At 54.0% G+C, this 25,908-nt stretch carries 19 protein-coding genes; 12 read left to right on the forward strand and 7 right to left on the reverse strand.

Annotated features, from left to right (window positions below):
* The first annotated feature begins 12 nt into the window (after positions 1 to 12).
* From M655_RS01450 to M655_RS01470, 5 genes are read left to right on the forward strand one after another with little or no spacing between them, the layout of a single operon-like run.
* Positions 13 to 2,361, forward strand: coding sequence for a hypothetical protein (locus tag M655_RS01450; protein ID WP_026557640.1), 2,349 nt, complete (start codon positions 13 to 15; stop codon positions 2,359 to 2,361).
* Entirely contained in the window at positions 2,358 to 3,638 is a 1,281-nt protein-coding gene (locus M655_RS01455) for a vWA domain-containing protein (protein ID WP_007778298.1), read from the forward strand. Before M655_RS01450 ends, M655_RS01455 begins: the two co-directional genes overlap by 4 nt.
* Positions 3,639 to 3,655: 17 nt before the next feature.
* Positions 3,656 to 4,291: a hypothetical protein gene (locus M655_RS01460; RefSeq protein WP_005830179.1), complete on the forward strand. Its 636-nt coding sequence runs from the start codon at positions 3,656 to 3,658 to the stop codon at positions 4,289 to 4,291.
* Positions 4,292 to 4,303: 12 nt separating this feature from the next.
* Positions 4,304 to 5,569 (forward strand): TRAFAC clade GTPase domain-containing protein, encoded by a 1,266-nt coding sequence (locus M655_RS01465; RefSeq protein ID WP_007778303.1) that lies wholly within the window; start codon positions 4,304 to 4,306, stop codon positions 5,567 to 5,569.
* A complete protein-coding gene (locus M655_RS01470; RefSeq protein WP_026557639.1) occupies positions 5,569 to 8,073 on the forward strand; it encodes a GAP1-N2 domain-containing protein in 2,505 nt (834 codons plus the stop codon). Before M655_RS01465 ends, M655_RS01470 begins: the two co-directional genes overlap by 1 nt.
* Positions 8,074 to 8,366: 293 nt before the next feature.
* Here M655_RS01470 and M655_RS01475 read toward each other — a convergent pair whose 3' ends face one another.
* Positions 8,367 to 8,978: a cupin domain-containing protein gene (locus tag M655_RS01475; RefSeq protein ID WP_005830173.1), complete on the reverse strand. Its 612-nt coding sequence runs from the start codon at positions 8,976 to 8,978 to the stop codon at positions 8,367 to 8,369.
* 127 nt (positions 8,979 to 9,105) lie between these two features.
* On the opposite strand from M655_RS01475, the gene M655_RS01480 reads away from it, so the two are divergent.
* Entirely contained in the window at positions 9,106 to 15,102 is a 5,997-nt protein-coding gene (locus tag M655_RS01480; protein WP_026557638.1) for an AAA family ATPase, read from the forward strand.
* Positions 15,103 to 15,145: 43 nt separating this feature from the next.
* On the opposite strand, the gene M655_RS01485 is transcribed toward M655_RS01480, so the two are convergent.
* Positions 15,146 to 15,502, reverse strand: a complete 357-nt coding sequence (locus M655_RS01485; protein WP_005830165.1) for a response regulator — start codon at positions 15,500 to 15,502, stop codon at positions 15,146 to 15,148.
* Positions 15,503 to 15,851: 349 nt separating this feature from the next.
* Between M655_RS01485 and M655_RS01490 the strand changes: the two genes are divergently transcribed.
* The 6 genes from M655_RS01490 (at position 15,852) to M655_RS01515 (ending at position 22,082) form a co-directional block, all read left to right on the forward strand.
* Positions 15,852 to 17,222, forward strand: coding sequence for an MATE family efflux transporter (locus M655_RS01490; RefSeq protein ID WP_035422921.1), 1,371 nt, complete (start codon positions 15,852 to 15,854; stop codon positions 17,220 to 17,222).
* 133 nt (positions 17,223 to 17,355) lie between these two features.
* Complete coding sequence (locus tag M655_RS01495) at positions 17,356 to 18,108, forward strand: DUF4097 family beta strand repeat-containing protein (RefSeq protein WP_026557636.1); 753 nt, start codon at positions 17,356 to 17,358, stop codon at positions 18,106 to 18,108.
* A gap of 240 nt (positions 18,109 to 18,348) precedes the next feature.
* Entirely contained in the window at positions 18,349 to 19,302 is a 954-nt protein-coding gene (locus M655_RS01500) for an ABC transporter permease (RefSeq protein WP_005830159.1), read from the forward strand.
* Positions 19,299 to 20,240: an iron chelate uptake ABC transporter family permease subunit gene (locus M655_RS01505; RefSeq protein WP_007778320.1), complete on the forward strand. Its 942-nt coding sequence runs from the start codon at positions 19,299 to 19,301 to the stop codon at positions 20,238 to 20,240. Before M655_RS01500 ends, M655_RS01505 begins: the two co-directional genes overlap by 4 nt.
* Positions 20,237 to 20,995, forward strand: coding sequence for an iron ABC transporter ATP-binding protein (locus M655_RS01510; protein ID WP_026557635.1), 759 nt, complete (start codon positions 20,237 to 20,239; stop codon positions 20,993 to 20,995). Before M655_RS01505 ends, M655_RS01510 begins: the two co-directional genes overlap by 4 nt.
* A 106-nt stretch (positions 20,996 to 21,101) precedes the next feature.
* A complete protein-coding gene (locus tag M655_RS01515; RefSeq protein WP_005830156.1) occupies positions 21,102 to 22,082 on the forward strand; it encodes a siderophore ABC transporter substrate-binding protein in 981 nt (326 codons plus the stop codon).
* 139 nt (positions 22,083 to 22,221) lie between these two features.
* Here the strand turns inward: M655_RS01515 and M655_RS01520 are convergent, their stop codons facing one another.
* The 5 genes from M655_RS01520 to M655_RS01540 form a co-directional block, all read right to left on the reverse strand.
* Positions 22,222 to 23,097: an ABC transporter ATP-binding protein gene (locus M655_RS01520; protein WP_005830155.1), complete on the reverse strand. Its 876-nt coding sequence runs from the start codon at positions 23,095 to 23,097 to the stop codon at positions 22,222 to 22,224.
* Positions 23,098 to 23,304: 207 nt separating this feature from the next.
* A complete protein-coding gene (locus M655_RS01525; protein WP_005830153.1) occupies positions 23,305 to 23,604 on the reverse strand; it encodes a YxcD family protein in 300 nt (99 codons plus the stop codon).
* The gene (locus M655_RS01530) at positions 23,592 to 24,032 is read right to left on the reverse strand and encodes a hypothetical protein (RefSeq protein WP_005830151.1); all 441 of its coding nucleotides are present in this window, start codon (positions 24,030 to 24,032) and stop codon (positions 23,592 to 23,594) included. Before M655_RS01530 ends, M655_RS01525 begins: the two co-directional genes overlap by 13 nt.
* A 155-nt stretch (positions 24,033 to 24,187) precedes the next feature.
* On the reverse strand, positions 24,188 to 24,850 hold the full coding sequence (locus M655_RS01535; RefSeq protein ID WP_007778332.1) for a methionine ABC transporter permease: 663 nt from the start codon (positions 24,848 to 24,850) through the stop codon (positions 24,188 to 24,190).
* Entirely contained in the window at positions 24,829 to 25,887 is a 1,059-nt protein-coding gene (locus tag M655_RS01540) for a methionine ABC transporter ATP-binding protein (protein WP_005830147.1), read from the reverse strand. The genes M655_RS01535 and M655_RS01540 overlap by 22 nt, the downstream gene beginning before the upstream one ends.
* Positions 25,888 to 25,908: the final 21 nt, after the last annotated feature.

Genomic DNA, 25,908 nt, shown 5'->3' on the forward strand with positions numbered 1-25,908 from the left:
GAGGGAGGAAGCATGAGGGATTTGATTAACGAGTTCGCGACCCAATACGTGGCGGATTTACAGCGGCAACTGGATAGCGGATACGGGCAGCGCAGCCTTCAAAACCCCGTGCTTTTCCTCTTTATCGGGGACAAGAGCGTAGAGGCGCTGCGAGCAGTCTGCGCGAGCAATGAGCGCGACTGGCAAAACAGCCGCGGCGTCCTCTACATGCACGCCTATCAGGAGAAGACGTGGGAACATCCGCAAGTGCTCGGCTGCCGGCTGCCGCAGGCGGATGCGGACAAGAAGACGATGCGCTCATCGGTCCACGAGCGTTTTGTCGAGGACGAAGCCAGCAAAATGGAACTGAACAAGGCGATGAAGCTGGCGAGCGTGCGCATCGCGGAAACAGGCAAGCTGTTTTCTGCCTTTCAGCAGGTGAACATCGCCGTCGTGACCAGAGCGGACGACCCTGCCGCGATTCTTTTGCCAGAGCTGACCTTGCTGTTGAAAAGCTACCTGAACGAGCTGTTCAAAAACGTGTCGGCTGACCTGTACGTCTTGCTGCAGGAACGGAACAACGGAGAGGCGTTCGGCTTTTCGGCGGCGCTCTCCGTCAGCTTCCTGGAGGAGCTGAACCGCTATCAGCGAAGCGATTACAGCTATCGCGCCAATTTGCTCGTGACCGAGGATCTCGTCAAGCTGCCGGTCGAGCACGAGAAGGCGCCTCTGTTTTCCATCGCCTATCTGCTCAGCGACAAGACGGAGCACGGCCTGTTTCTCGAAGGCGGGATGCAGGAAAATTACGAGCTGATTAGCAAGCTCGTGCTGCTCAACAACAAGCAGGCAGAGCACGAGTTCAGCGAGGGCAACGAAGGCTACAACAAGCTGCAGTTCATTCGCAGCATTGCAGGCGACGGCGGGCAGACCCGATTCGCGTCTGCGGGGCTGTCCAAGGTGAAGCGCCCGACTCACGCGATTGCGCTGACAGTGCTTGCCGCTGTTTTTGACCGTTACTGGGAGCGGCTCAAAGAGGGAGAGCTGGTGCCGAAGACAAAAGCGCGGGAAAAGCTGGGGCTGTCTGCGCATGAGCTGGAGCGGAAAATGGCGGCGATCATGCCCGAACCGCACATGCTGGAGGAAATGACGGGCCTCATGACCTCCGGGGTCAGCTACAGCGAGCTGTCCGGCATGACGATGCGCGAGGCAGAGCTGGCGCTGTTTGACGGCAGCAGCCAGGCTTTTTTTGAGACGAATATGGCATCCGTTGCGAAGGAGAGGCTGGAACGCCTGCTGGTGCAGGAGCCTCTGGCGGATTTGATTCAGGATCGCGTCATGGCAGATGAACGCTTCGGCCTGTACGCCGCGTATCAGTTGACGGCGGAGCATGCCAACGGAGCCAATCTGCTGGACGAGCTGCGCACGGGAATCAGGGAGGCTGCGCGGCAAGTGGAGCTGATTCGCGCTGAGCTGGCTGAGCTTTACCAGCAGCGGGTAGATCGGCAGGACATTCGCGTTGGCGGCTTTTTCACGCGCGATAAGGAGCGTGTCCGCACGCTCGTCCGCCATCTGCTGCACGTCGTGTACGAGAAAAAGCTGGAGCTTTTGGAGTGGGAGCTGCTGCACGCCCTGCTCGTCGACTACGAGCGGCAGACGGAGGTCATTCACAGGCAGATCAGCGAGCAGGTCGACCAACTGGAAGGGCTGCAAAAGCAACTGCGCGAGATCGCCCAGGCGAGCGTCCGCGAAGCGACCGACTACCTGGGGAAAAACGTGGACGAGTATTACGAGTCCGTCGTCCGCGACACGATGCGTTCGCTGGAAGCGGCCAAAGGCAGCGGGTTTTACATGGAGCAGCGCTACATCGGCAGCGGCGCCCTTTTGTTCCAGAACCGGATAGCGGGACTGGTGGAGCGGCTGTGCCAGTTTTGCCGCAACGAGATTTTGACCCGTTCGCCGTTCGCCCTGTCTTTTGAAGCGGAGCTGCTGGCGCGTGCCAACGTCGGGGCCGCTTACGACAACAGAAGCGTGCTGACCCGCGAGGATTTGTTTTTCGATCTGTCCCAGGTGCTCGAACAGCGGGCGGCTGTGCACATGGAAGTGTTTCACTTCCTGCAAAAGCACCGCTACGAGGAAAAGTATCTGTTTGCGGATATTCACAACGACTTCGTCCAGTACGTGCTGCGCAAGGATGAGGGCATTCGGACGTACAAGCAAGGCTGCATCCACGAAGAGCAAAAAAGCGGGATAGAAAAAATGAACCTGATGGGTGGATTCGGCATGGAGGACCTGATGTTTTACCGCAATAACAAAAAGTACCACGCCTCCTACGTGGAGAGCGGATTTGTCTTTGACCGTGCGGGAGAGGAGGGAGCGTCATGAGCCAGAGAAAGCTGAGCCTGCTCATGGTTGTGTGCAGCCTGGTAGGTGGTGTGATCGGCTTTTTGGTAGGAGAGGTCATTCTGGATCGCCTGGCTGGCGAGATCGCGCAATGGCTGTTAATTGGACTTTATTTTGGTCAATATGCATTTTTCGTTGGACTGATGTGCCTCATTGCGGAAATGATCTCGCCACGCCTGAACGGTACAGGCTGGAAGCAGAGATATGCAGGTTTTTCCTGGAAAATGCTCGTCCCCAGCACGTTTGTGATGGTAGGCGTGGCAGCGATGCTGCTCCAACTGCTCTACGGATCGTCGTTCCAGGCGCCCAGCGGAGCCAACAATATCGTCATGCTGCTGGACACCTCTGGCAGCATGCGGCAGTCTGACCCGGACAACCAGTTGTTCAAGGCGGCAGCGGACATGGTGCAAAAAATGGACAGCGACATGAAGATTGCCGTCGTTACGTTCAACGACGAGACGAACGTGCTGCAGCCGCTCGTGGCGCTCAGCAGCCAGGCAGTCAAGGATGACGTCGTGCAAAAGCTGCTCAATCATTCGGGGACGGACGGCGGGACGCGGATCGAGCTGGCGCTGCAAACGGGGTTAGAGCAGCTAACGGCAGCCCAGCAGGTGGAGAACAGTACCGTCGTGCTGATGTCGGATGGCTACACCAGCCTGGATATTCCGGCAACGCTGGCTCCTTTCAAGCAGCATCAGGTGCTGGTCCATACAGTCGGGATGCGGAATATTGATGAACAAGGCACGCGTCTGTTGGAGCAGATTGCGGCAGAAACCGGGGGCCGCTACTTCAACGTCGAGCACGCCAATGAAATGACAGGCATCTTTGGGCAGATTTACGATATGAGCCGCCAGGACCGCAATCTTGTCTCCGAGCGGACGGGTGCCACGGCAGACAGCACGTTTTACGCGATTTTGCGGGTAGCGAGCCTGCTTGTGATCGGCGCTTTGCTCGGCTTGTCACTGGGACTGATTTTTGACAATCGCCATCTGGCAAAAAGCTTCACGATCGGAGGGGCGGTATCCGGTCTTCTGGCCGGGATCGTGCTGGAGACAGGGCTTTCCTCGATCTACTTGCTCGACATGGCGGTGCGCCTGATCGCCGGCGCCTTGCTCGCCGTCGTTCTGACGCTGTTTACAGTCTTCATCCCAGTTCCGGCCAGCGGCGGATCGTCTTTTCAAAAGCGGAGGCTGGCCGCCCAGCAAAGTCCGCGCGCTCTCGGGGCAGGGAACGAAACCAGCAAACGGTTTGATCTGTAGAGGGAGCCTGATGAACCATGATGAACCGGGAGGAAACAGTTGAAACGCTGATTAAGAACGTTTCGTGCCAGCAGCAGGGAGGCGACTTCGTGCTGACCTGGCATTGGGGGCAGGATATTCCTTGCGTGTACGTGCACAAGTCGCTGTACGGCGCTCCGTTTGATGCCGGTCTGATCGAGGATCAAGAGTTGAAGCTGTACACGCGCGAGGAATACAAGGTACACAAAGGACTGCGCGAAAAAGCCGAGGGCATCGGCCGATATACGTACCGCATCTTTCCCTGCCGCCTGGAAGACGGCAAGCCGATTCTGCTCATTCCGCAGGGCGACGCGCACGTCATCCATGTCAGTACGGGGAAGGCGAAAATTTACTACTCGTTCAAGCGGAGCGGAAGCTGGTTTCGCAAGCAGCAAACGTTGCAAATCCGCATTTTCTCCGAAATTCCGATCGCCAAAGACGTCCTCTGCTATGTGAAAAAGGAAGGCTCGCCCCCCGCGCACAAAGATGACGGGACGCAATACCCGTTCATTCGCGATCTGGTGCCAGGCGTCAATCTGTTGCCCGAAATCGAGGTCAGGAAAAAGGACGTCATCCGCCTCTTTTTTACGGACGGAAAAAAATACGGGGAAATGTACGAACTGATTCCGGAATAGGAGGGTGAAGCCATGCTGTCGTTTTTGAAAAACATGTTTGAGAAAAAGCCGCAAGTAAGCGAACGGCTTCCTTTTTACGATATTGTCTGCCCGTACTGCTTTGCCAAGTACGGACCGGACGAGGTGGTGTTCCGCGCGACACACTACCGCCAGGACGACGAGGACTACGCCTTGCAGGAGGATGAGATTCTCAACGCCTATCGCGACAAATTCGGCCTGGATGCCATCGACGAGCTGGAAGCGGTCATCGACCCGGACTCGATCCCGCCGGAAAATCACCTGTACGTCGACAATGTGCTGGCAGGCGTGACCGACCGCTACGGAATGGTGTCCAAGCGCAGGCTGTGCCCGAAGTGCCACAACGAGCTGCCGATTACGGCGGGCAAAGCGCCGAGCAACATCATTTCGATCGTCGGGGCGTCGCAGGTCGGCAAATCCGTGTATATGACGTCGTTGATTCATACGCTGCAAAACTCGACGGCAAGCCGCTTCAACGCTGCCTGCATGCCGCTCAATGCGCAGATCAGCCGCAAGTTCCGCGAGAACTACGAAGCGCCGCTGTTTGAGCGCGGCCAGTTGCTCGATTCCACGCAAAAAGAAAAGCGTCAGGAACCGTTTATTTTTCAGTTCATTTTCAAAGACAGCCAAAAAGCGCCGCTCATCCTCGTCTTTTTCGACGTCGCAGGCGAAGGCATGGTCGATCGCGAGTATTTGGAGCTGTACGCCGCGCATGTGAAAAACTCGTCCGGCATCCTGTTTCTGGTCGATCCGCTGCAAATCAAGACGATTCGCGACCGGGTCATGCTGCGGGCGGGCGACGAGCCGGGCGAATTCACGGCGAGGTACGATGAGCCGCGCGAGGTCGTCATTACGTTGTTCGAGAACTTCATCGGCTATCAGGAGCAGAGCAAGACGGACATCCCGACGGCGGTCGTGCTGACGAAGAGCGACATGCTGCATCTCATCAAGGAAGACGACGGCGAATACATCAAGTCCAACAGCAATGTGTTCCGCAATTTCGTCCATGAACAGTATTTGAACACGGCTGAATTCGAGAACATCAACGGAGAGATCAGCCGCTTTATCGAAAAAGTGGATCGCCCGTTCAAAGACGCGCTGGAGGTCTACTTTACCAATACGGCCTACTTCGCTGTATCAGCGCTGGGCAGCAATCCGGTCAATCAAAAGGTGAGCGGCGTCGTGACGCCGATTCGCGTCGATGAGCCGTTCATCTGGTTGATGCATCAGCTTGATTACATCGAGGGGAGGGAGCAGTAGTGAACCGTCAGCCCATTTTGCAGCAATTCTACACCCGCGGGCGACAGGGGGTTTTCCGCTCGAACGAAGGCTACGATACGGTAGCCAGGACGCCAGGGCTGGACAACCAATTCATCAAAAAGACACTCCATCCTTTTTGCGTGTACGATGCCCCCAGACAGCTTCAGGAGCGGGCGGAGAGCGACCTGTCCGCCTACCCGGAAGCGCTCGTCTGCTTCCACGTCGAATCTGGCGAGATGGTGCTCGGCAGAAGCGTGTTTGTCGGGGCGGACTTTACCGGGCAGCGAAACACGTTTTTCAGTCACAACTACGTCATTCCGGCGGGGCGGCGGGACGAGTTTATTACGAATCCGGAGAAAATTTTCGGCGTGCGCGCCTTTGCCGACCGTCACGACGATACGCAGGGCAAGGAGCTGCCGCCTGTAGCGGAGCTTCCGGCGCAGTCGACCTTGCCCGCAGACCGGAAGCGGCTGCTCGGACAGCTCGGGTTCGATGAGCGGCTGTTCAAACAACTGCTCTATGCCGTCATGACCTCGCTTACGGCGAAAAAGAAAGTATTCATCAGTCTGGACGTGGACATCAGCGCGGCCGCAACCAGCGCCAGCCAACTGCTCGAGGTTCTGTACAGTTGCTTGCCGTATGAGCTGCGCAGACATTTTGGCTTTCTCACCTACAGCAGCGAGCCGCAGAGCAAGAAGCATATCCACGTCATGTTTGTGGAAAAAGGCAGCATTCGCCTCGGCGGCGGACACAGTGACAAAGACTTTTTGTTTGATCTGGCGCTCGGACGTGTGCAGAACGTCGACTTGCAGGAGGGGGCGCACGAATACCTCGATTTTGCCTGGGAGTACGTGAACGACCCGCAGGCTCTGGCGTCGTTCCATGCTTTTTGCGAGGAAGTGCTGGCAGGGGCGGAGACGGCGCTGACCTTGCAGGTGCGCACGTATTACGAGCTGTGCGCCCTCTACCTGATCGAAAAAGGCCGGACGGCTGTCTACGAACGCAATCCGGCGGGCGTATGGCAGGCGTTGAACGGCTATTTGCGCCAGCCGGCGCTGGCGAACAACAAACGGCTGCTGGAGCTGCAAGTGCTGCTGTTTCACGGCGAAGTAAGCGCGCTTGCCGCCAAAAAGTTGCCCGAGGGCGAGACGATCCGGCAGATGCTGGACTCCTGCGGATTGAGCAGGCAGGACCGTCTGCGCATGGACATGGTCCGCTATTTGCTGAATGTGTTGGTGAGAGCGAAGTCGTCGGGGCAGCGCGGGCTGGCAAGCGAAGTGTACAAGCATTTGTCCGCCCATCCCGAGCTGTTTGGCATGACGATGAAGACGATTTTTCACTCGGAGCAATTGGTGAAGCAGCTTTTCGAAGGGTACGCGAGCGAGCGGTTGGCAGCAGTGACCGCGCTATCCGGCATGCTGGAGGAAATTCGCTTTTGGACGAAAACAGCCCCGGAAGCTTTGCGCCATCCTTTTTTTGTCGCCGAATCGACGGAAAAGCTGCTCCGTTTGTTCGCCCGCGAAAAAAACAAGCTGGAAGCCGCGATTTCCATTCACCAGTTTTTTGACAACCTCGACAGAGCGCGCAGCTATGCCGATCCGTTGCTGGACGAGCTGGACAAGTCGCTCTTGAAGCTGATAGAGCTGGAGAAGCTGTCCAGGGAGGAATTTCAGAAAATGATCGCGCTTCTGGAGGAAAAGCCGCAGAGCTTTTTCGGGACGCTTGATGTGGCGAGCAGGCAAAAGCAAGAGATGCTCATGCATGTAGCGACGCTGCGTGAAGCGAGAGGCGGCTTGCACCCGGCGGAGTTTTTCCGCAAATGGGAGCGCGACGAGGTCAGCGTGCAGCAGCAGATGATCGCCAACATGCTGGCGCGGCCGCTTGACGCGGACTGCTTTGCCCATGTGCCGCTCGTCTACTATCGCGAGGACCATTTTGGCCAGGAAGGCTTCCAGTTTGCAGAGATGCTCGACTTCGTGCAAAAAAATGGCGGCGAGGAAACATTGCACGCGTTCATCCAGTGGACGATGACGCAGCGCATGTTTGTGGAAGGAAGAAGTTTGCTGCCAGCGTATCGGCAAGCGCTCCGGTCGCTTTTCCTGGAAAACAAGGCGGCAAGACTGCGCAACAAAGAGTGGCGCAAGCGGTGGTACACGGTCCGCCATGCCGATTTTCGCAAGCTGCTGGAAGAGGTGCGCAGCGAGACGGCCAACCCGCTGGTCAAGCTGTTTCGCCACAAGACGTTGATGATTTCCGCGATGGTTGTCCTCGTGGCGGCTGGTGGCACGGCAGGCTATATGCTCTCGCAGCAAAAGCCGGTGGCCGAGCCTCCGCAGGAGCAACCGGGAGATCAGCAGCCCGTGCCGCCCGATGTGGTCCAGGCGCAATTCGTCCCTGTCTATCGGCTCATGCTGGAGGAGCCGCACATCCAGCCAGTGAGAGAAGCTGCCGGGGAAAACGGCCAGCAAGCCCCGGGTGCAACGGATCAGCCAGCTACGCCGTAGAAGCGGGTTTTTGTGCGCGTGCTCCCGGAAGCTTCGGGCATTCGGGCAGAGCGCAGGCCCTATAAATAGCGGGACCGATTTTCCCTGACATCGCGCTTTTGCAAGCGGCAAGCTGGTAAATCGGTCCTAGAAAAAATTTGCAGCAATGGAAAACGATTCAGTGATTTGCTATTATGGAGGTATCTGCCAAAAGACGTGCAGGGGCAAATTCAATCACTGAACGGGTAGCGCTCGATGAGCAAAAAATGTGTGAAAATAATCAGCATTTGCAGACACCCTACCGGATTGGACAGTTAGGGTGTTTTTTGCAGCGGTTCTTGGGGCAAAGCTTCTTTGGCGACGGAGCCTTTGTAGTATTTTTCCAGGGATTTGTCGGAGCCTGTCCAATGCGCCAGCTTGGCGAGCAAACCAAACAGCGCTTTTTGCAGGAACAGCGGCAGGTAGGGGACGTAGAACTGTCCCATTTTGAACAGCGTGCCCAAAAGCAGGATGTTTTTCGGCAAGTACTGCTTCAAAAATGGCATGTAAAAGCTCCGTCCGTCCGTATCCAGGCCGTATCCGCAGCGGACGAACGACTCGAAAGTGCCGGCAGGGCGGATCTCCGCGGTGAAGCTGACGAATTCATTGGAAGGGTTGTAAAACCCGTGAATATGGTCGCGAGGGATGTCCAGCTTCTCGCCAGGCTTCAAAATGATTTTTTTTCCGTCAATTTTTACCTCCAAATTTCCGCTTATCCCTTCAAACGTCTCCGTAAGTTCGGTATGATAATGTAGAAAAATTCCATTGTCCGGTGGCAGGTCTGTGCGGAAAAGCAAATATTCCCCATTGGTTTCTTCTGTCGTCTTCAGAAAGGTAACCGTTTCATTTGTGTAAGGGTTGCTTACAACTCGACTCAAATTTGCCATAGAGATACCTCCATAAGTATTAGTAGAAAAATAGCATTTTATGACAGAATATATATTCAATATAGATTATTTGTCCTGAAGCAACAATATAAATGATAGGATGTTCTGCCTAGATGGAGTGGATAGTATGAGCGGCATGATCGTGATTCCGGGATACAGAGTGACAGAGTTTCTCTCAACACATTCAAATATGGGATTTTACCGCGGTTTTCGTAACAGCGACAACCTGCCCGTCATCATCAAGAAGCCGCGTGAAGGTCCCACGCACAAAGAGTCGCTTTGGAGACTGAAGCACGAGTATCGCATTTTGCAATCTCTCGAATCACATGCTGTGGAAACTGCCGTTGAGCTGATCGATCACAATCGGGAAACTGCGCTTATCACGGAAGATTTCGGGGGAGTGCCGCTCTCCCTGCTCTGCAAAATGAAAGAGCTGTCATTAAAAGAAATCCTGACCATTTCGATTCGTATCGCTTCGTGCATCGAGGACATTCATCAGCAGCGCATTATCCATAAAGACATCAATCCGGCCCATATACTGGTGCACCCGGAGACGTATGAGGTCAAGCTGATTAACTTCGGCCTGGCGACCAGGAGATACCAGGAGCACCAGGGCGTGATGAATCCGAAGGAGTGGAGAGGCAACCTGCGCTACGTATCGCCTGAGCAGACGGGAAGAATGAATCGGACGGTCGATTACCGGACGGATATTTACTCGTTTGGCGTGACGATTTACGAGCTGCTGACAGGAAAGCCGCCTTTTCTCACATCGGACATGCTTGAGTTGGTACATGCCCACATGGCCCGAAAACCGATCGCTCCCGTGCAGGTGAAACCATCTGTTCCGCCAGTTTTGTCGGACATCGTGATGAAGTGTCTGTCCAAAAATACCGAAGACCGCTATTTCAGCATGGCTGGCCTGGTGGCCGATTTGCAGCTTTGCCTGGACCAGCTTGTGAACAACGAAACGATCGGGCTGTTCCCGCTGGCGCAGCACGACCGCGCGGACCGCATGCACATCCCGGAAAAGCTGTACGGACGCGAGCAGGAAATCCAGATGCTGATCGACGCGTTTGAAGAGGCGTCAAATGGCGCGTCGCGCATGGTCATGCTGAGCGGCAGTGCAGGTGTCGGCAAGTCCGCTCTCGTTTTCGAGGCGCAAAAAGTTTTCCTGAAGGGCAGAGGGCGCTTTATTTCCGGCAAGTTCGATCAATACCGCCAAGGCGTGCCGTATTCGGCCATCATTCAAATCTTTCAGGATTTGATAAAGCAGCTTTTGGCCGGAAATGAAAGAGAGCTGGCGACGTGGCGGGAAACGATTCTCGAAGCGATGCAAGGGCTTGGGCAGGTCATCATGGACGTGATTCCCCAACTGGCCGCGGTGATTGGCAAGCAGCCGCCCGTGCCGGAGCTGCCCGCCGCAGAGGCCAAAAACCGTTTTCAGTTGGTCATGCAAAGGTTTATCCGCATCTGGGCAAGCCCCGAGCATCCGCTGGTACTTTTTCTCGACGACCTGCAATGGGCGGATTCGTCGTCGTTGTTTCTCATCCGCGAGCTTGTCGCCGATTTGCCGCTCAGCCATTTTTTGCTCGTGTGCGCCTATCGCGATCAGGATGGAGGCGCGATCAATCCTTTGATCGCGATTTTGACGGAGGCGGGAGTCAAAAGCAGGATGCTGCGCCAAATCACGCTGTTGCCGCTGCGGCTCGCCCAGATCAACGCGATGCTCTCCGACGCGCTGCATACAGACCCTGCTGTCACGCAGCCGCTGGCGATGATTTTAATGCGGAAAACGGCAGGGAATCCGTTCTACTCCAGGCAGTTTATCAAGTCTTTGTACGATCAGAACCTGCTGCGGTACGTCCCGGAGGAGCGCGGCTGGCAATGGGATCTGGCTGAGATTGAGAAGCTCAGCACCACGGAGAACGTCGCTGATTTTCTCGTGGAAAAAGTGCGGCGCCTGCCTGAAGTGACCCAGAAGCTGCTGGCTTACGCGGCGTGCCTCGGTAACTCCTTTTATTTGGGGATGCTGGCAAAAGCGCAAAATCGGAGTGAATCCGAAGCGGTCCGGGATATTTGGCCTGCCATGGAGGAAGGGCTGATCTATCCCTTGGAAGGCGCAGAGTATTTGGCCTATGCGGCCGTTGAGGAAGAAGAAAATCTCGCGCAGGTCACGATCCAGTTCAATTTTGTTCACGACCGAATTCAGCAGGCGGCGTACTCCTCGCTGTCGGTGGAGGAACAGAAAAAGGCGCACGTAAAGCTCGGGAGAATGTTGTGGAACATGTCCCACTCGTATGAATCGGTGCTGCTGTTTGAAATATGCGAGCACATGTATCGCGGCGCAGACATGATTGAAGATTCGGCGGAAAGAATCCAGGTCGCCCACTGCCATCTGCTCGCCGGCCAAAAAGCGATGGCCTCTACTGCCTTCGATGCGGCGCTGCAGTATTTCCAGCGGGGGACGATGTTCATCGGCGAAGCGGCGTGGGAGCAGCACCATCAACTGGCGATGGAGCTGTACACGCTCTATGCCGAGTCGGCGTATTTGTGCAACCAGATGGAGGACGCGAATCGGCTGTTTGACCTTACCCTTTCGCATGCCAGGACCAACCGTGAGCGCGTGCGGGTCCTGGAGTTGCAAATCCACATGTACACCCGCCTGGCCGAGTTTTCGCGGGTGATGGATATTGCGAGCGAAGCGTTGGGGCTGCTTGGCGTGCCCATTCCGCACAAGCCAGGGAAGCTCGATATCATCAAGGAAATGTGGCAGATCAAGCGGCGGCTGAGAGGGCGCAAAATTGACGAGCTGCTCTATTTGCCGGACATACCGGATGAGAACTACCAGTTGGCGATGAGCATCATCAGCGACGCAGGACCTTCCTCGTACTTCGTCAATCCGAACTGGTTTGCGCTGACGATCTTACGCGTGCTGCACCTGTCGCTCGTGCACGGCAACGCGGTTGCGTCAGCGAACGGCTATACCGGCTACGGGATCGTGCTCGGCTCGCAGCTCGGCAACTACCGGGAGGCGTACGAGTTCGGGCAACTGGCCTGCCGGGTGGCGGATGGCTTTGCGGACCCGATCGCGATGACGAAGGCGTACGGAGCGTTTGCCCTGCTCATCAACCACTGGTGCGACCATGCGCGGACAAACATTCCGTTGCTGAAAAAAGCGATCCAGCTCGGGATGGAAGGCGGAGGAAACATTTACGCTGCCTACAATGCCCACGGCTTGCTGGAAGCCATGCTCTACTGCGGGCTGCCGCTGGAAGAGCTGGAGCAGCAAATCGAGGAGCATGCCGACCTGATCTGCCAGATGAAGGTGGTCGATCACGATGATCGGCTCTTGTTGTTGCGGCAAGCGTTGTACACGTTTACACACTGGACAGAGGGCGCAAAGACGGCGTTTTGCCGGGACGGCTTCGATGAGGCGCAATACGTGAGCAGCCTGCAAACAGAAGGCACCAGCTACAAGCGCTACATGTACCACTTTTACAAGTCGCTGGCGCATCTCATGTACGGCAACTACGCGGAAGCCGCGCAACTGCTGAGCGAAGCAGAGCAATGGATGGAGTCGGTCAGCGGCCAGGTGCTGGTCAGCCAGCATGTTTTCATGCACGCCCTGTCGTTGACGAAGCTGTACGAGCACGCCAATCGCCGCGAGCAGTTGCGCTACGCGAAAAAGATCAAGGCGCATTTGAAAAAAATGAAGACTTGGGCCGACAATTGCCCGGAAAACTTCCAGCACAAATACTTGCTGATGAGCGCCGAGTGGAGCCGTGTCAACGGCAAGCGGCAGGCAGCGGGAGAGCTGTACGATCAGGCACTGCAACTGGCGAAAAAGGATGGCTTTTTGCAAAATGAGGCACTGGCGAGCGAACTGGCTGCCCATCATTATTTGGCATTGGGCCTGGAGACAATCGCCAGGGTGTACATGACGGAAGCGTATGAGACGTACTTGCAGTGGGGAGCTTTGGCCAAGTCCAGAGAGATTGAAGAGCGCTACCCGCATCTTTTGCAGCGGGGGAGAGGGCTGGAAGCATCGGCAGAGCTTGCGGCGACAGACCAGTCCGCCGATCTGGTCGATCTGATGAGCGTGATTAAGGCGTCGCAAACGATGGCGAGCGAGATCAGGCTGGAGCTGCTGCTCGCGACCATGCTGCGCACCGTCATGAGCAACGCGGGAGCGGAAAAAGGCATCCTGATCCTGAAAAACGAGAGCGAATGGGTCATCGAGGCAGCCGGGTCTGTCGATCTGGACGTGGAAATCATGCAGTCCGTCCCGTACGAGCACAGCGGGATGCTCTCTGTCGCCGTGGTCAACTACACGATCCGGACTGAAGAAATGCTGGTGCTGCACAACGCTTCGGTCGAAGGCGTCTTTTTCCGGGATACGTACATCACGAAAAACAAGCCGAAGTCGATTTTGTGTTCGCCACTGTGGCAGCAGGGCAAAATGATCGGCGTCATTTACCTGGAAAACAACGAGACGACGCACGTCTTCAACGAAAAACGCTCGGAGCCGCTGCGGCTCATTTTCTCGCAGATGGCGATCTTTATTGAAAATGCCCGGCTGTATCACCAGTTGGAGCAATGGAACCAGTCGCTGGAGATGATCGTCGCCGAGCGAACGACGGAGATTCAATCGCTTTTGCAGGCGAACAAAAACTTGCTGAACAACGCAGGCCAAGGCTTCCTGTCGTTTTCCAAAAATTTGCTCGTCCATTCCGAATACAGCCGCGAATGCTTGCGGATGTTCGGCAGAGAGCTGGCAGGCGAATCGGTGGCAAGCCTTTTGTACCCGAACCGTCCGGAAGAGCGGGCGTTTGTCGAATCGCTTCTGGAAAAGTATTTTGAGACGAAGGACCAGGGACAAAAAGAGCTGTATTTGAGCCTCTTCCCTACGGAAATTTACATCAACCAGCTTCCGCTCAAGCTGGAGTGCAAGCCAATCCATGAGGATCGCCGCGATTCTCCCGAGGGTTTGATGCTGATTTTGACCGACTTGAGCGAACAAAGGGCGCTGGAAAGCAAAATGGAGCAGGAGTGGCAAAGGCTGAACATGATTTTGACCGTGGCGATCAGCTTGCCGCTTTTCCAAAAAGTATATCGCTCCTTCACGGCTTTCTTCGCGGGCGGTTGGAAAACGCTGTTCAGCGCGGGCGTGGACGATCCCGACAGCCTGCTCAAGCTGGCGGCGCAAATCCATCAGTTCAAAGGGGATTTCAGTCAATTCCATCTGATCCACACGCCGCAAAAGCTGCACGATCTGGAAACGTGGCTGATGGATCGGGACAGGCAGCAGGAGCGCTTCACCGACGGAGATTTCCCGAGCCAACTGCCGGTTGCGCAAGTCCAGGCTGCCATGGAGCAGGATTTGGAGATCATCCGCAACAAATTGGGCAACAGCTTTTTGGAAAGTGGCGACGGAGACATGACGATTGCCAAGGACAGGTGGGAGCATTTTGTCGAAAAGGTGAGCAAGCTGTTGCCTGACAGCTCTGCTGCCCAGCTCGACCAATGCATTCGCGAGCTGCACCAGCGTCCGATCAAGGAATTGATGGCGCGCTATCAGGAGTATGTAACGGAGCTTGCCCAGCGCCTGAACAAAACGATCCATCCGCTTCGGCTGGAGGCAGAGGAGATTTTGGTGGACCCTGAGCGCTTTGAGCCGTTTGTATGCAGCTTGCTGCACGTATTTTCCAATGCGATCGTCCACGCCATGGAGCCGGAAAGTGAGCGGCTGGCGCAAGGCAAAGAAGGCCGGGGAACGATCAGTTGCCGGATTTGGCAGGAGGACGCTGCGCTGCTGATCGCCATCGAGGACGACGGCAGAGGGATTGATATCGACAGGCTCAAGCAGCAGGGGCTGGAAAAAGGCTGGGAGGCAGAGCAGGACGAAGAGGAGCTCGGCTTCCTGTTTTACGAGCAGGTCAGCGTCAAAGAAGAGGCCGACATTTATTCGGGCAGAGGATTAGGGCTGCTGATTGTCAAACGGGAGGTCGAGAGACTGCGGGGCACAGTGAGCGTTACTTCCCAGACCGGGCAAGGCACCCGCTTTCTTTTCCGGATTCCGCTGGAAGACAAGCTTCCACAAATATCGAAGCAAAGAAAAAACTGAGGCGCGAACAAGCCCTCAGTTTTTTTGTGCTCCGGCCGACTGTTCAGTGCGTGTTTTGAATAGAATCCAAAAGGCGCTCTTCATCAATCGGCTTGGTGATATAGTGACGCGCTCCCGCATTGATCGCTTCAAAGACCAAATGCTTTAAACCGTAGGTGCTAATCATGATGATGTAGGCATTGGGGAATTCGCTAATAATTTTTTTGACAGTGTCGATACCGTTCATGCCTGGCATGTTGATATCCATCATGACTACGTCAGGTTGGTGCGTCATGTACTGATGGTAGGCGTCTAATCCATCCGCCGCTTCTGCAATGACTTGATGGCCAGCCCGTTGAAGGATGATTCTAATGTATTCTCGGACAACAATCGAGTCATCAGCAATTAATATACGAGCCATAAAACCTCCTGTGTCGAAGCGGTGTGATAGTGTTGTGCAGTGTATGGTGTGCCTGCCTTAACCATAACATTGTTAGGAAAATGGTCGCAATCCCATTATTAGAAAATTTGAGCGATCTTTGACGGAAACGTCACAAATCAGTCAACTGTGAGTCCTTGACGGCCAGGATCGCTCCCGTGAAGCCGCTCCTGCCGCAAAGGAGCGGCTGAAAACGTTGTATCCTTTCGCCAGAATGACATTTCTTTCGTGATGATCTTGTAAAAAAAAGCATGAGTTCGCCGCACCTGAAAGGGTAAGGTGTAAAATGTCGCTAGGATAACAGGGGGTACATGACAGGAAAGGTGACACTATGGATGCGAAAATAGCCGAGCGGCAAACAGGCCGACGAGAAATCAGCGCGTACAATCTATTTGCGTTGACTTGGCCTATCTTTTTGGAGTTGCTGCTTTTTTCCCTGATCGGCATTACCGACACGTTTATGCTGAGCGGGGTGTCCGATCAGGCAGTATCGGCAGTTGGAGCTGCCAATCAACTGATCTTTATTGCGATTTTGATTTTGGAGGTGGTGGGCAACGGCGCTTCGAATGTCGTCGCGCAATACATCGGCTCGAAAAAAATGGTCGATGCGGCGAGGGTCGGGGCAGTTGCCATCACGCTCAACCTGCTGATTGGCATCGTCATTAGCGTAGGCTTTGTCCTGTTTGGCAATGCCTTGCTTACCCATGTCAATTTGCAGGGAGAGATTTTGGCGCTGGCCCGGTCGTATATCGCCATCGTCGGGGGCGGCTTGTTTTTGCAGGCGCTCATCAATACGTCGGCGAGCATGATTCGAACTTACGGCTTCACGAAGGAGAGCATGTTCATCTCGCTCGGGATCAACGTGATTCACGTAATCGGGAACTATTTGCTGATCTTTGGCCGCTTCGGCTTTCCCGAACTGGGCGTGGAGGGGGCGGCGATCTCTACCGTATTGAGCAGAGCGTTGGGGCTGATCGTCTTTTTCTGGGCGTTTTATCGGCTGATCGAGGTCAAAGTCGGGTTCAAAGAGTACGTGGCGATCAAACGGTCGTACGTCGGCAAAATTTGCCGGGTGGGCATTCCTGCCGCATGCGAGCAAATCATGTACCACGCCTGTCAGCTCGTCTTTTTTTACTACGTGACGTTTCTGGGCGCAGCGTCGCTCGCCTCCCGCCAGTACGTGCTTCAGCTCTCCATGTTCATTTACTTGTTCAGCGTCGCGATCGGGATGGGGACGGCGATCATTACCGGCAAGCTGGTCGGGGGAGGCAGGCCGGACGAAGCTTACGGCAGGGTGTGGAAAAGCTTGCGCTGGGGCTTGCTCTACACGGCTGTAGTCAATACGCTCATCATCGTCTTCCGCGAACCGATTATGGGCATGTTCACGACTGATCCGCAAGTTTTGCAGATCAGCTCGACGATCATTTTGCTCAGCATATTGCTGGAGACGGGGCGTGTTTTCAACATCGTGCTGATTAATTCCTTGCGCGCGGCGGGAGATACCCAGTTTCCGGTGTATATGGGCCTGATCTCGATGATCGGGATCAGCTTGCCGCTTGGCTATGTGCTCGCTTTTTACGCGGGCTTGGGCTTGGCTGGGGTATGGCTGGCAGTCGCAACCGATGAATGGATACGGGGCATCATGATGTTTTTCCGCTGGCGGAGCAGGGCGTGGGAGCGAAAAACGCTCATCGACCCGTAGCGCGTGCCAGCACAACGAACGACTCCGTCTGCAGACCGACTGGAAAACAACCCCAGAGGCGGATTCTACTTCTCCGTCTGTCGAGTACAATGAATAGCAAGAACAGATAAGCTTGCGTATAGAGGAGATAGAGATGAAAAGTTGGATAGGAGCTGGATTTTTGGCTTTGGCCATAGGTCTTGCGGGCTGTAGCAACGGAAGCTTGCAGACTGTAGAGGAAAAACGGCATTTGGAGCTGCCGATTGCGGCGATAGAAACGCTGGAGATAGCGACAGCGTGGGGTGATTTGATCGTGAAGGGAGACGACAAGGCCACCTCTATCCAGGTAGACGCTACGATCAACAGATCGCCAAATATCAATCCCGAAGATATAGAAGTAACGCTCGCCGAGGACGGGGCTGTCGCCCAGTTGACGTCAGAAAGTCGCGCGCAGTTCGGCGTGGCGTATATGAAGCTGAAACTGGAGGTCACGGTTCCATCCGGTTTGAAGGTCGCGATCACGGACGGTTCAGGGGATATCGACGTATCCAAGCTGGCGGGGCCGCTCACGATTGCGGATGACTCCGGCGATATCCGGCTGAAGGATGTCACTGGCGAAGTGGAAATCAACGACCAGTCCGGTGATATCAAAATCAGCAAGGCGACTGCCCTCAAGCTGATTGAGGACGATTCCGGCGACATTTTGCTGGAAGATACGGTTGGCGATGTGGAGATTCGCGATCAGTCGGGCGATATGAACATCGTCCGGCACAAAGGCAACCTGAGCATATCGGATGAAAGCGGCGATATCGACATTTACACAGTCGATGGAAACGTGGAAATCGTAGAGGATGGCTCTGGAAAGCGTTCGGTGAAAAACGTCAGCGGATCGTACACGGAGAACTGAAAAAAGAGTGCCGTTGCCTTTGGCGCAGCGGCGCTTTTTTATTAGGAAGACACAGGCCGGAAAATTCTTACTTTTGTCAATCCAGAGAAATTTAGTCGACTAATGAAAAAATGCTTTTATCCAGGATAAAGAAGTGCTAATATAACAAATGGAGAAACGATTGAGAATGAATCCCTTTCTCAATAAGCACAATAAAAGCAACGCATCATTCACGTGAACAAAGAGAAGAGTAGGGAAGCGATGAAAAAAAGATATTTGGTTGTGGCCCTGATTCTGCTATCAATGGTATCCCTGTTTATCGGCGTGAAGGACATTTCGCCCCTGGAGCTGTTCAATCTCAGCGACGACAAGGTTCAGGTGATGTGGATCAGCCGGATTCCCCGCCTGATTAGCATCATCATCGCCGGTATCAGCATGAGTGTGGTCGGCCTCATCATGCAGCAACTGACCCGCAATAAATTTGTCTCGCCTACGACGGCGGGGACCGAAGATTCTGTCCGCTTCGGGATTCTTGTCTCCTTGCTTGTGTTTGTCGACGCCTCTGTATGGGTGAAGCTGCTCGTGGCATTCGTTTTCGCTCTGCTCGGAACGTTTGTCTTCATGAAAATTCTCGACAGAGTGAAGTACAAGGACTCGATCTTCATTCCGCTGGTCGGGCTAATGTTCGGGAATATCGTCGGGTCGATCACGACGTTTTTCGCCTACAAGCACGACCTGATCCAGAACATGTCGTCCTGGTTGCACGGCGATTTTTCCTCCATCATGAGGGGCAACTACGAGCTTCTATACATAAGCATTCCGCTGGTCGTCATTGCGTACCTGTTTGCCAACAAGTTTACGATCGCAGGGATGGGCGAGGAATTTGCCATCAACCTCGGGCTGAATTACAAGCAGGTCGTCAATATCGGGCTGGCGATTGTCGCGATGGTTTCGTCCGTCGTCATCCTCACAGTGGGAACGATCCCGTTTTTAGGGCTTATTATTCCTAATATTGTGACGCTTTATCTCGGTGACAACCTGAAAAAAAGCTTGGCCCATACCGCCTTGCTGGGCGCGGTGTTCGTCCTATGCTGCGATATTTTGGGACGCCTCATCATCTTCCCGTACGAAATTTCGATCGGTTTGATGGTCGGGGTAGTGGGCAGCGGTATATTCGTGTACTTACTCATGAGAAGAAAGGCATATGAACGATGAAAGCTAAGATTGGTGGCATGGCGATAGTCGCCGTTGCTCTGATAGCCGTATTCATGCTGATTGACGCTGGAGGCAACTGGGATTACGTGCTTCCCCGGCGGGCGAAAAAAATTCTCGCCATCATCTTGACCGGGTGCATCATCGCATTCTCGACAATGGTCTTCCAGACGATTACCAACAACCGCATCTTGACGCCCAGCATCATCGGCCTTGATTCCCTTTACATGTTCATTCAGACGTTCGTCATTTTCGTGTTTGGCTCTACGCACATGACGATCATGAACAAAAATGTCAACTTTCTCATCTCGACAGGCTTGATGGTTTTGTTTGCCGGCGTGCTGTACAAATTCCTGTTTAAACGGGAAGGCCAAAACATCTACTTCCTGCTGTTGATCGGGCTGATCTTCGGCACGCTGTTCGGCAGTCTGTCGACGTTCATGCAAGTGTTGATCGACCCGAATGAATTTCAGATCGTACAGGATAAAATGTTCGCCAGCTTCAACAACGTGAACACAGACCTGCTGATTCTCAGCTTTGTGCTGGTGATCGCGATCGGGATCTACTTCTGGCGCTACACCAAATATTTGGATGTGCTGTCGCTGGGACGCGATCAGGCGATCAACCTGGGGATTCCTTACGATTTTGTCGTCAAGCGCTTCCTGATCGTGATTGCGATTCTGGTGTCGATTGCGACCGCATTGGTTGGACCGATCACCTTCCTGGGGCTTCTGGTGGCGAACCTGGCTCATCAGTTCATGAAGACGTATCAGCACAAGTATTTGCTGGCAGGCTCGGCGTTAATCAGCGTCGTGGCGCTGGTAGGCGGTCTGTTGGTCGTAGAGCGCGTGTTCACGTTCTCGACGACGCTCAGTGTGATCGTCAACTTTATCGGTGGGGTTTACTTCATCTATCTTCTGTTAAAGGAGAATAAAGCGTGATAGAAGTCCGTAACGTCTCAAAACAGTATGGGAACAAAAACGTCGTGGAAAACGTCTCGGTGAAGATTGCCAAGGGAAAAATCACGTCTTTTATCGGGCCGAACGGAGCCGGAAAAAGTACGCTTTTGTCCATGGTCAGCCGTCTGTTGACGAAGGACCAGGGCGAGGTATTGATTGAGGGGCAAGAGATCGGCCAGTACAAAAGCAACGACCTGGCGAAAAAGATTTCGATTCTCAAGCAGTCCAACCACATCACCGTTCGCCTGACGATCCGCGAGCTGGTCAGCTTCGGGCGCTTCCCGTACTCGCAAGGCAACATGACCAAAGAGGACTGGAAGTATGTAGACGAAGCGATCCGTTACCTGGAGCTTACGGACATTCAGCACAAATACCTCGACCAGTTGAGCGGCGGGCAGCGGCAGCGGGCGTACATCGCCATGGTTGTCGCGCAAAACACGGAGTATGTGCTTCTCGATGAGCCGCTGAACAACCTGGACATGAAGCACTCGGTCCAGATCATGAAGGTGCTGCGCCGCCTGGTGGACGAGATGGGCAAAACCGTCGTGATCGTCATTCACGATATCAACTTTGCTTCCTGCTACTCGGACTATATCGTGGCGCTCAAGGATGGCAAGGTCGTGAAGGAAGGCACTACCGACGAGATCATCGACCCGCAAACCTTGAAGGATGTGTACGATATGGACATCCACATCGAGGACATCGACCAAAACAAAATATGCGTATATTTCGCGTAACGCTTTTCTTCCCTTCGATAAAATTATTTTGATGGCATGCAGGGGGGTTCAACAGCAAGCTATCAATAATTTTATATATATTAAAAAACTTATAGAGGTGAGAGAAATGAACAAAAAAATCCTTGTGCTGTTCATGGCCGTACTGTTGGCAGTCTTTACAGCGGCATGCGGTTCCGGCTCCAATAGTGCAGCTCCTTCCCAAACGTCAGAGGCTTCCAACGGCGCCGCGAAGGAATCCGAAGAAATCACGATCAAACATAAATTGGGCGAGGCAAAACTGAAGAAGAACCCGCAAAACGTAGTAGTCTTTGACTATGGTGTACTCGATTCCCTGGACAAACTGGGCATTGAAGTGAAAGGGGTAGCGCAATCCAGCATTCCTCCTTACCTGGAGAAGTTCAAGGACGCGAAATACACCAACATCGGCAGCCTGAAAGAGCCTGACTTTGAAAAAATCAACGCGATGAAACCGGATGTAATCTTCATCTCCGGCCGTCAGCAAGACGCTTATGAAGAACTGAACAAAATCGCCCCAACCATCTTCCTGGGTGTAGATACGACCAAGTACATGGAGTCCTTCACCGAGAACATGAAAACTCTCGGCACTATCTTCGGCAAAGAAGCGCAAGTAGACGAAGAACTGGCAAAAATCAACGACTCTATCAAGCAACTGAATGAAAAAGCGACTGCAAGCGGCAAAAACGCGCTGATCGTTCTGGTGAACGAAGGCAAGCTGAGCGCTTACGGTCCTGGTTCCCGCTTCGGCATTTTGCATGACGTATTTGGCTTTGCTGCTGTAGACAAAAACATTGAAGTTTCAACACACGGTCAAAGCGTATCGGCTGAGTACGTGGCAGAGAAAGACCCTGACTACCTGTTTGTCGTAGACCGCGGCGTAATCTCCGGAAACCAAGGCGTTTCTGCTGCAGCAAAAGAAGCGGTAGAAAACGACCTGGTGAAAAACACCAAAGCGTTCAAAAATGGCAACATCATTTACCTGGATGCCAACTACTGGTACCTGTCCGGTGGCGGACTGGTGTCTACAGCGAACATGGCTGATGAAATCCTGAAAGACATCAAGTGGTAATCAAACCTCGTTGACAGATAGGCAGCAGCCCGGGGCAGATCAAGCCCCGGGCTGCTTGCTTGTTTTTCTTTGCACCAAAAAAGCCATTCTCCTTTTGGCCGATCAGGAGAATGGCTTGTGCTGTCGATGATAGAGAAAATTAACGAGTGCCGACCAGCTTGCGTTCTTCTTCTTGCACCGCTTGGGCGGCTGGTTGAACTAGGCTGGATGCAGGTTGCTTGTTTTCAACGGCATGGCTCAGCTCGTAAGGGAGGCAAAGCGGCACGCCTGTGCGCGGGTCGGTCAAAATGTCCGCTTCGATGTTGAATACTTTGCGCAGCATCTCGGGAGTCATGACTTCTGCCGGAGTACCTTCTGCCATGACGGTGCCGCGAGAGATCGCCACCATGTGCTGGGCGTAGCGTGTCGCATGGTTCAAATCGTGGACGACCATGACGATCGTGCGGTTTTCTTCCTCGTTCAGCTTTTGCAGCAGCTTGAGCACTTCCAACTGGTGTGCCATGTCGAGGAAGGTGGTCGGCTCATCCAGGAACAGAATGTCGGTCCCTTGCGCCAAAGCCATGGCGATCCAGGCGCGCTGGCGTTGACCGCCGGAGAGCTGGTCTACAGGACGGTCGTAGAAGTCGACCATACCCGTCATGGAAATGGCCCATTGGACGATTTCCTTATCTTCTTTGGTCAGGGAGCCGAAGCCTTTTTGATGCGGGAAGCGGCCGTAGGTAACAAGCTCAGACACGGTCAATCCATCGGGAGCAGTTGGGTTCTGCGGAAGAATCGCCAGTTGCTTGGCGACTTCTTTGGTCGACTGTTGATGGATAGACTTCCCGTCCAGAAACACCTGTCCGCCTGACGGCTTCATGATCCGGGCCAATGTTTTGAGGATAGTCGATTTGCCCGAGCCGTTTGCGCCGACCAGCGCGGTGATTTTGCCGGAAGGGATGCTGATATTCAGGTCTTTGACAATGGAAAGCTCGCCGTAACCGATGTCCAGCTTTTGCGTGTATAAGCGTTCCACAATAGGCCAACTCCTTTATAGGAAAGTATGTACATGTATGAGTAAAAGCAGACAATGATAATCATTTTCATTAAAGTATATAACGGAATGCAGGTAATTTCAATACTTGATCGCTTGATCGCGTGCAATCGAGGCATGAGAAAAGCCAACCTGCTCTCTAGTGTGAGCAAATTGGCTTGGGAATAACAAGCTTATGAAAATAGGCGACTAGCTTTGGTACGTGATGTGGGCGATGATGCCTTCCTCGTCATCCAGTACCAGCTCGATACCCGCAGAGTACGGGTTGCGTTGCATTTGCGTCTCCAGATAGAAGCGGATGGCTTCGATCAGGTTGATCTCGACGAACACCTGCTTGCGACCGTTGGCGTAAACTTCAGCGGAAAAGCCGTAGTCTTCGTCCCACATCAGCTCAACTTCTACGTCTTGCGGCTGAACTTGCTTTTTGCTCGCCACATGCAGGCAGATGGCGTTGATGAGCATTTGCTCCGAAAATGTTATCTTTTCCATGCGTTCAGTTCCTGTTTCTTCGCGCGTTGCGTTTTGAAGTAGACGAAGATTTTGCGGATCAGGACGATCACAGCCACAATCGCCAGCATGTTAATCAGGAAGCCGAAGATTGCGCCCAAAGCTCCCATGTCGCCAAACAGGCTACCGAACAGCAATCCAGCCAGTCCACCGACGAGAAGGCCTTTCATGAAGCCGCCGCTGCTTTTGGTCGGAGCAGCAGTTGCCGGTGTATTGGTTGTCGTGCTTTTATTGGTAGAGGCATTTACATTCGAATCGGCTTTGGTTGGAGTTTGCGTGTTCGTTGGAGCTGTATTGGAATTGAACGACTTTTTGCCAGACTTGTAGCCTTTTGCATCGGCGTGATCTGTGAATCCGCCAGGAGCGAGTACGAGCATAACGGCGACCAACAGCATGATGAGTTTTTTCATGTGATTTGAGTAGCCCCTCTCTATTCATTGAGTTATATATAAGTGTACATGAATATTTGGAGCTTTTCCACCAAACATTCGGTGAACATTGCTGGATGGAAGAAGAAAACAAAACGAAAGCCCCTGACGTGCAGCAGCAGCCAAGGGCTTTCTCGCTATGCGCTTTTTTTCAGTTTGCGAGCCGCCCAGTTGCCGAGCGACTGGATCAGTTGCACCAAAACGACGAGGATGATGACGGTAATTATCATGACCTCGATATCCCATTGCTGGTAGCCGTAGCGCAGCGCCAGATCGCCCAGCCCGCCCGCTCCGACGGCTCCGGCCATCGCGGTCGCGCCGATCAGGCCGATGGTGGCAATCGTCAGGCAGAGCACGATGCCCGGTCTTGCCTCGCGCAGCATGATGCGAAAAATAATTTGTCGGCGCGAGGCTCCCATGGCCTGGTACGCCTCGATGACGCCGCGGTCCACGTCGTGCAGCGCCGTCTCCATCAAGCGGGAAATATAAGGAGCCGTGTAGACGATCAACGGGACGATGGCGCCCTCGATGCCGATGGAGGTACCGACGATCAGCTCGGTGAACGGGATGATCGCGACCATCAGGATGATAAAAGGCAGCGAGCGCACGATGTTGATGATCGTATTGAGTGCGTGGTAGATGAATTTGTTCGGAAACAGATGGTTGCCCTGGGTAACGACGAGAAGAATCCCCAGCGGAATGCCGATGAGCGTCGCAATGAACAGCGCGATGCCCACCATGATGACAGTTTCCTGCAAGGACTGTCCGAAGACAGGAATCATTTCAGTAAGGCGGTCCATGAGTGCGTGCCCTCCTCTCGTTCGACGATGTCCACTCTGTAAACCGATTCGCGCAGAAAAGCAATGCCGTCCTCAATCGCCCGTTCCTCCCCGGAGATATGCAGCAGCAGAATGCCCAGCGCCGTTCCTTTAATGGAAGTAATCGAGCCGTACAGCAAGTTGGTGCTGACCGGAAAACGCGCGGACAGCGTGCCGAGCACCGGATCGAGCGCGGCATCCCCGCGAAAAGCTACGCGAAGTATTTTCGAGACAGGCCCGGACGGCTTGATTTTGGCCAAAATTTCACCCGGCACTTCATCGTCAAAAATCGTCTTGATGAAATTGCGCGTCGTCTGCTGCTGCGGATTGCTGAAAATATCAAGCACAGTCCCTTGCTCGATGATGACGCCGTTTTCCATGATCGCGACCTGGTCGCATATTTTTTTGATAACCTGCATTTCGTGGGTAATCAGCACGATTGTCAGATTGAACTTGCGGTTAATGTCGAGCAAAAGCTCCAAGATCGATTCGGTCGTCTGCGGGTCGAGAGCAGATGTCGCTTCGTCGCACAGCAAAATTTCCGGATCGGTGGCGAGTGCCCGGGCAATGCCTACCCGTTGCTTTTGCCCGCCGGACAGTTGGGAAGGATAGGCGTTTGCCTTGTCCGCCAGACCGACGAGGCGCAGCAAGTCTTCTACCTTGCGCTTGATAACGTCCTTTGGCACTCGGTTCATCCGCAATATTTCCGCCACGTTGTCAAAGACGTTGTAGGAGGAAAGCAGATTGAAGTGCTGAAAAATAATGCCGATCTTTTTGCGCGCCTGGCGCAGCTCTTTTTCCTTCAGCTCAAGCAGATTTTGCCCGTTGACGACTACGGAGCCGCTCGTCGGCTTTTCCAACAGGTTGATCGTGCGGAGCAGGGTACTTTTCCCCGCTCCGCTAAAGCCGATCACGCCGTAGATTTGCCCTTTTTCCACGTTCAGAGATACGCCCTTCAAGGCTTCGACCTGCCTGGCTCCTACCTTGTACGTTTTATGAATATCAGTTAGCTGTATCATCACGAGTGTCTCCTTGTTGTC

Origin of the sequence: Brevibacillus sp. NSP2.1 (assembly GCF_000470975.2) — a bacterium.
Lineage (GTDB): Bacteria > Bacillota > Bacilli > Brevibacillales > Brevibacillaceae > Brevibacillus > Brevibacillus agri.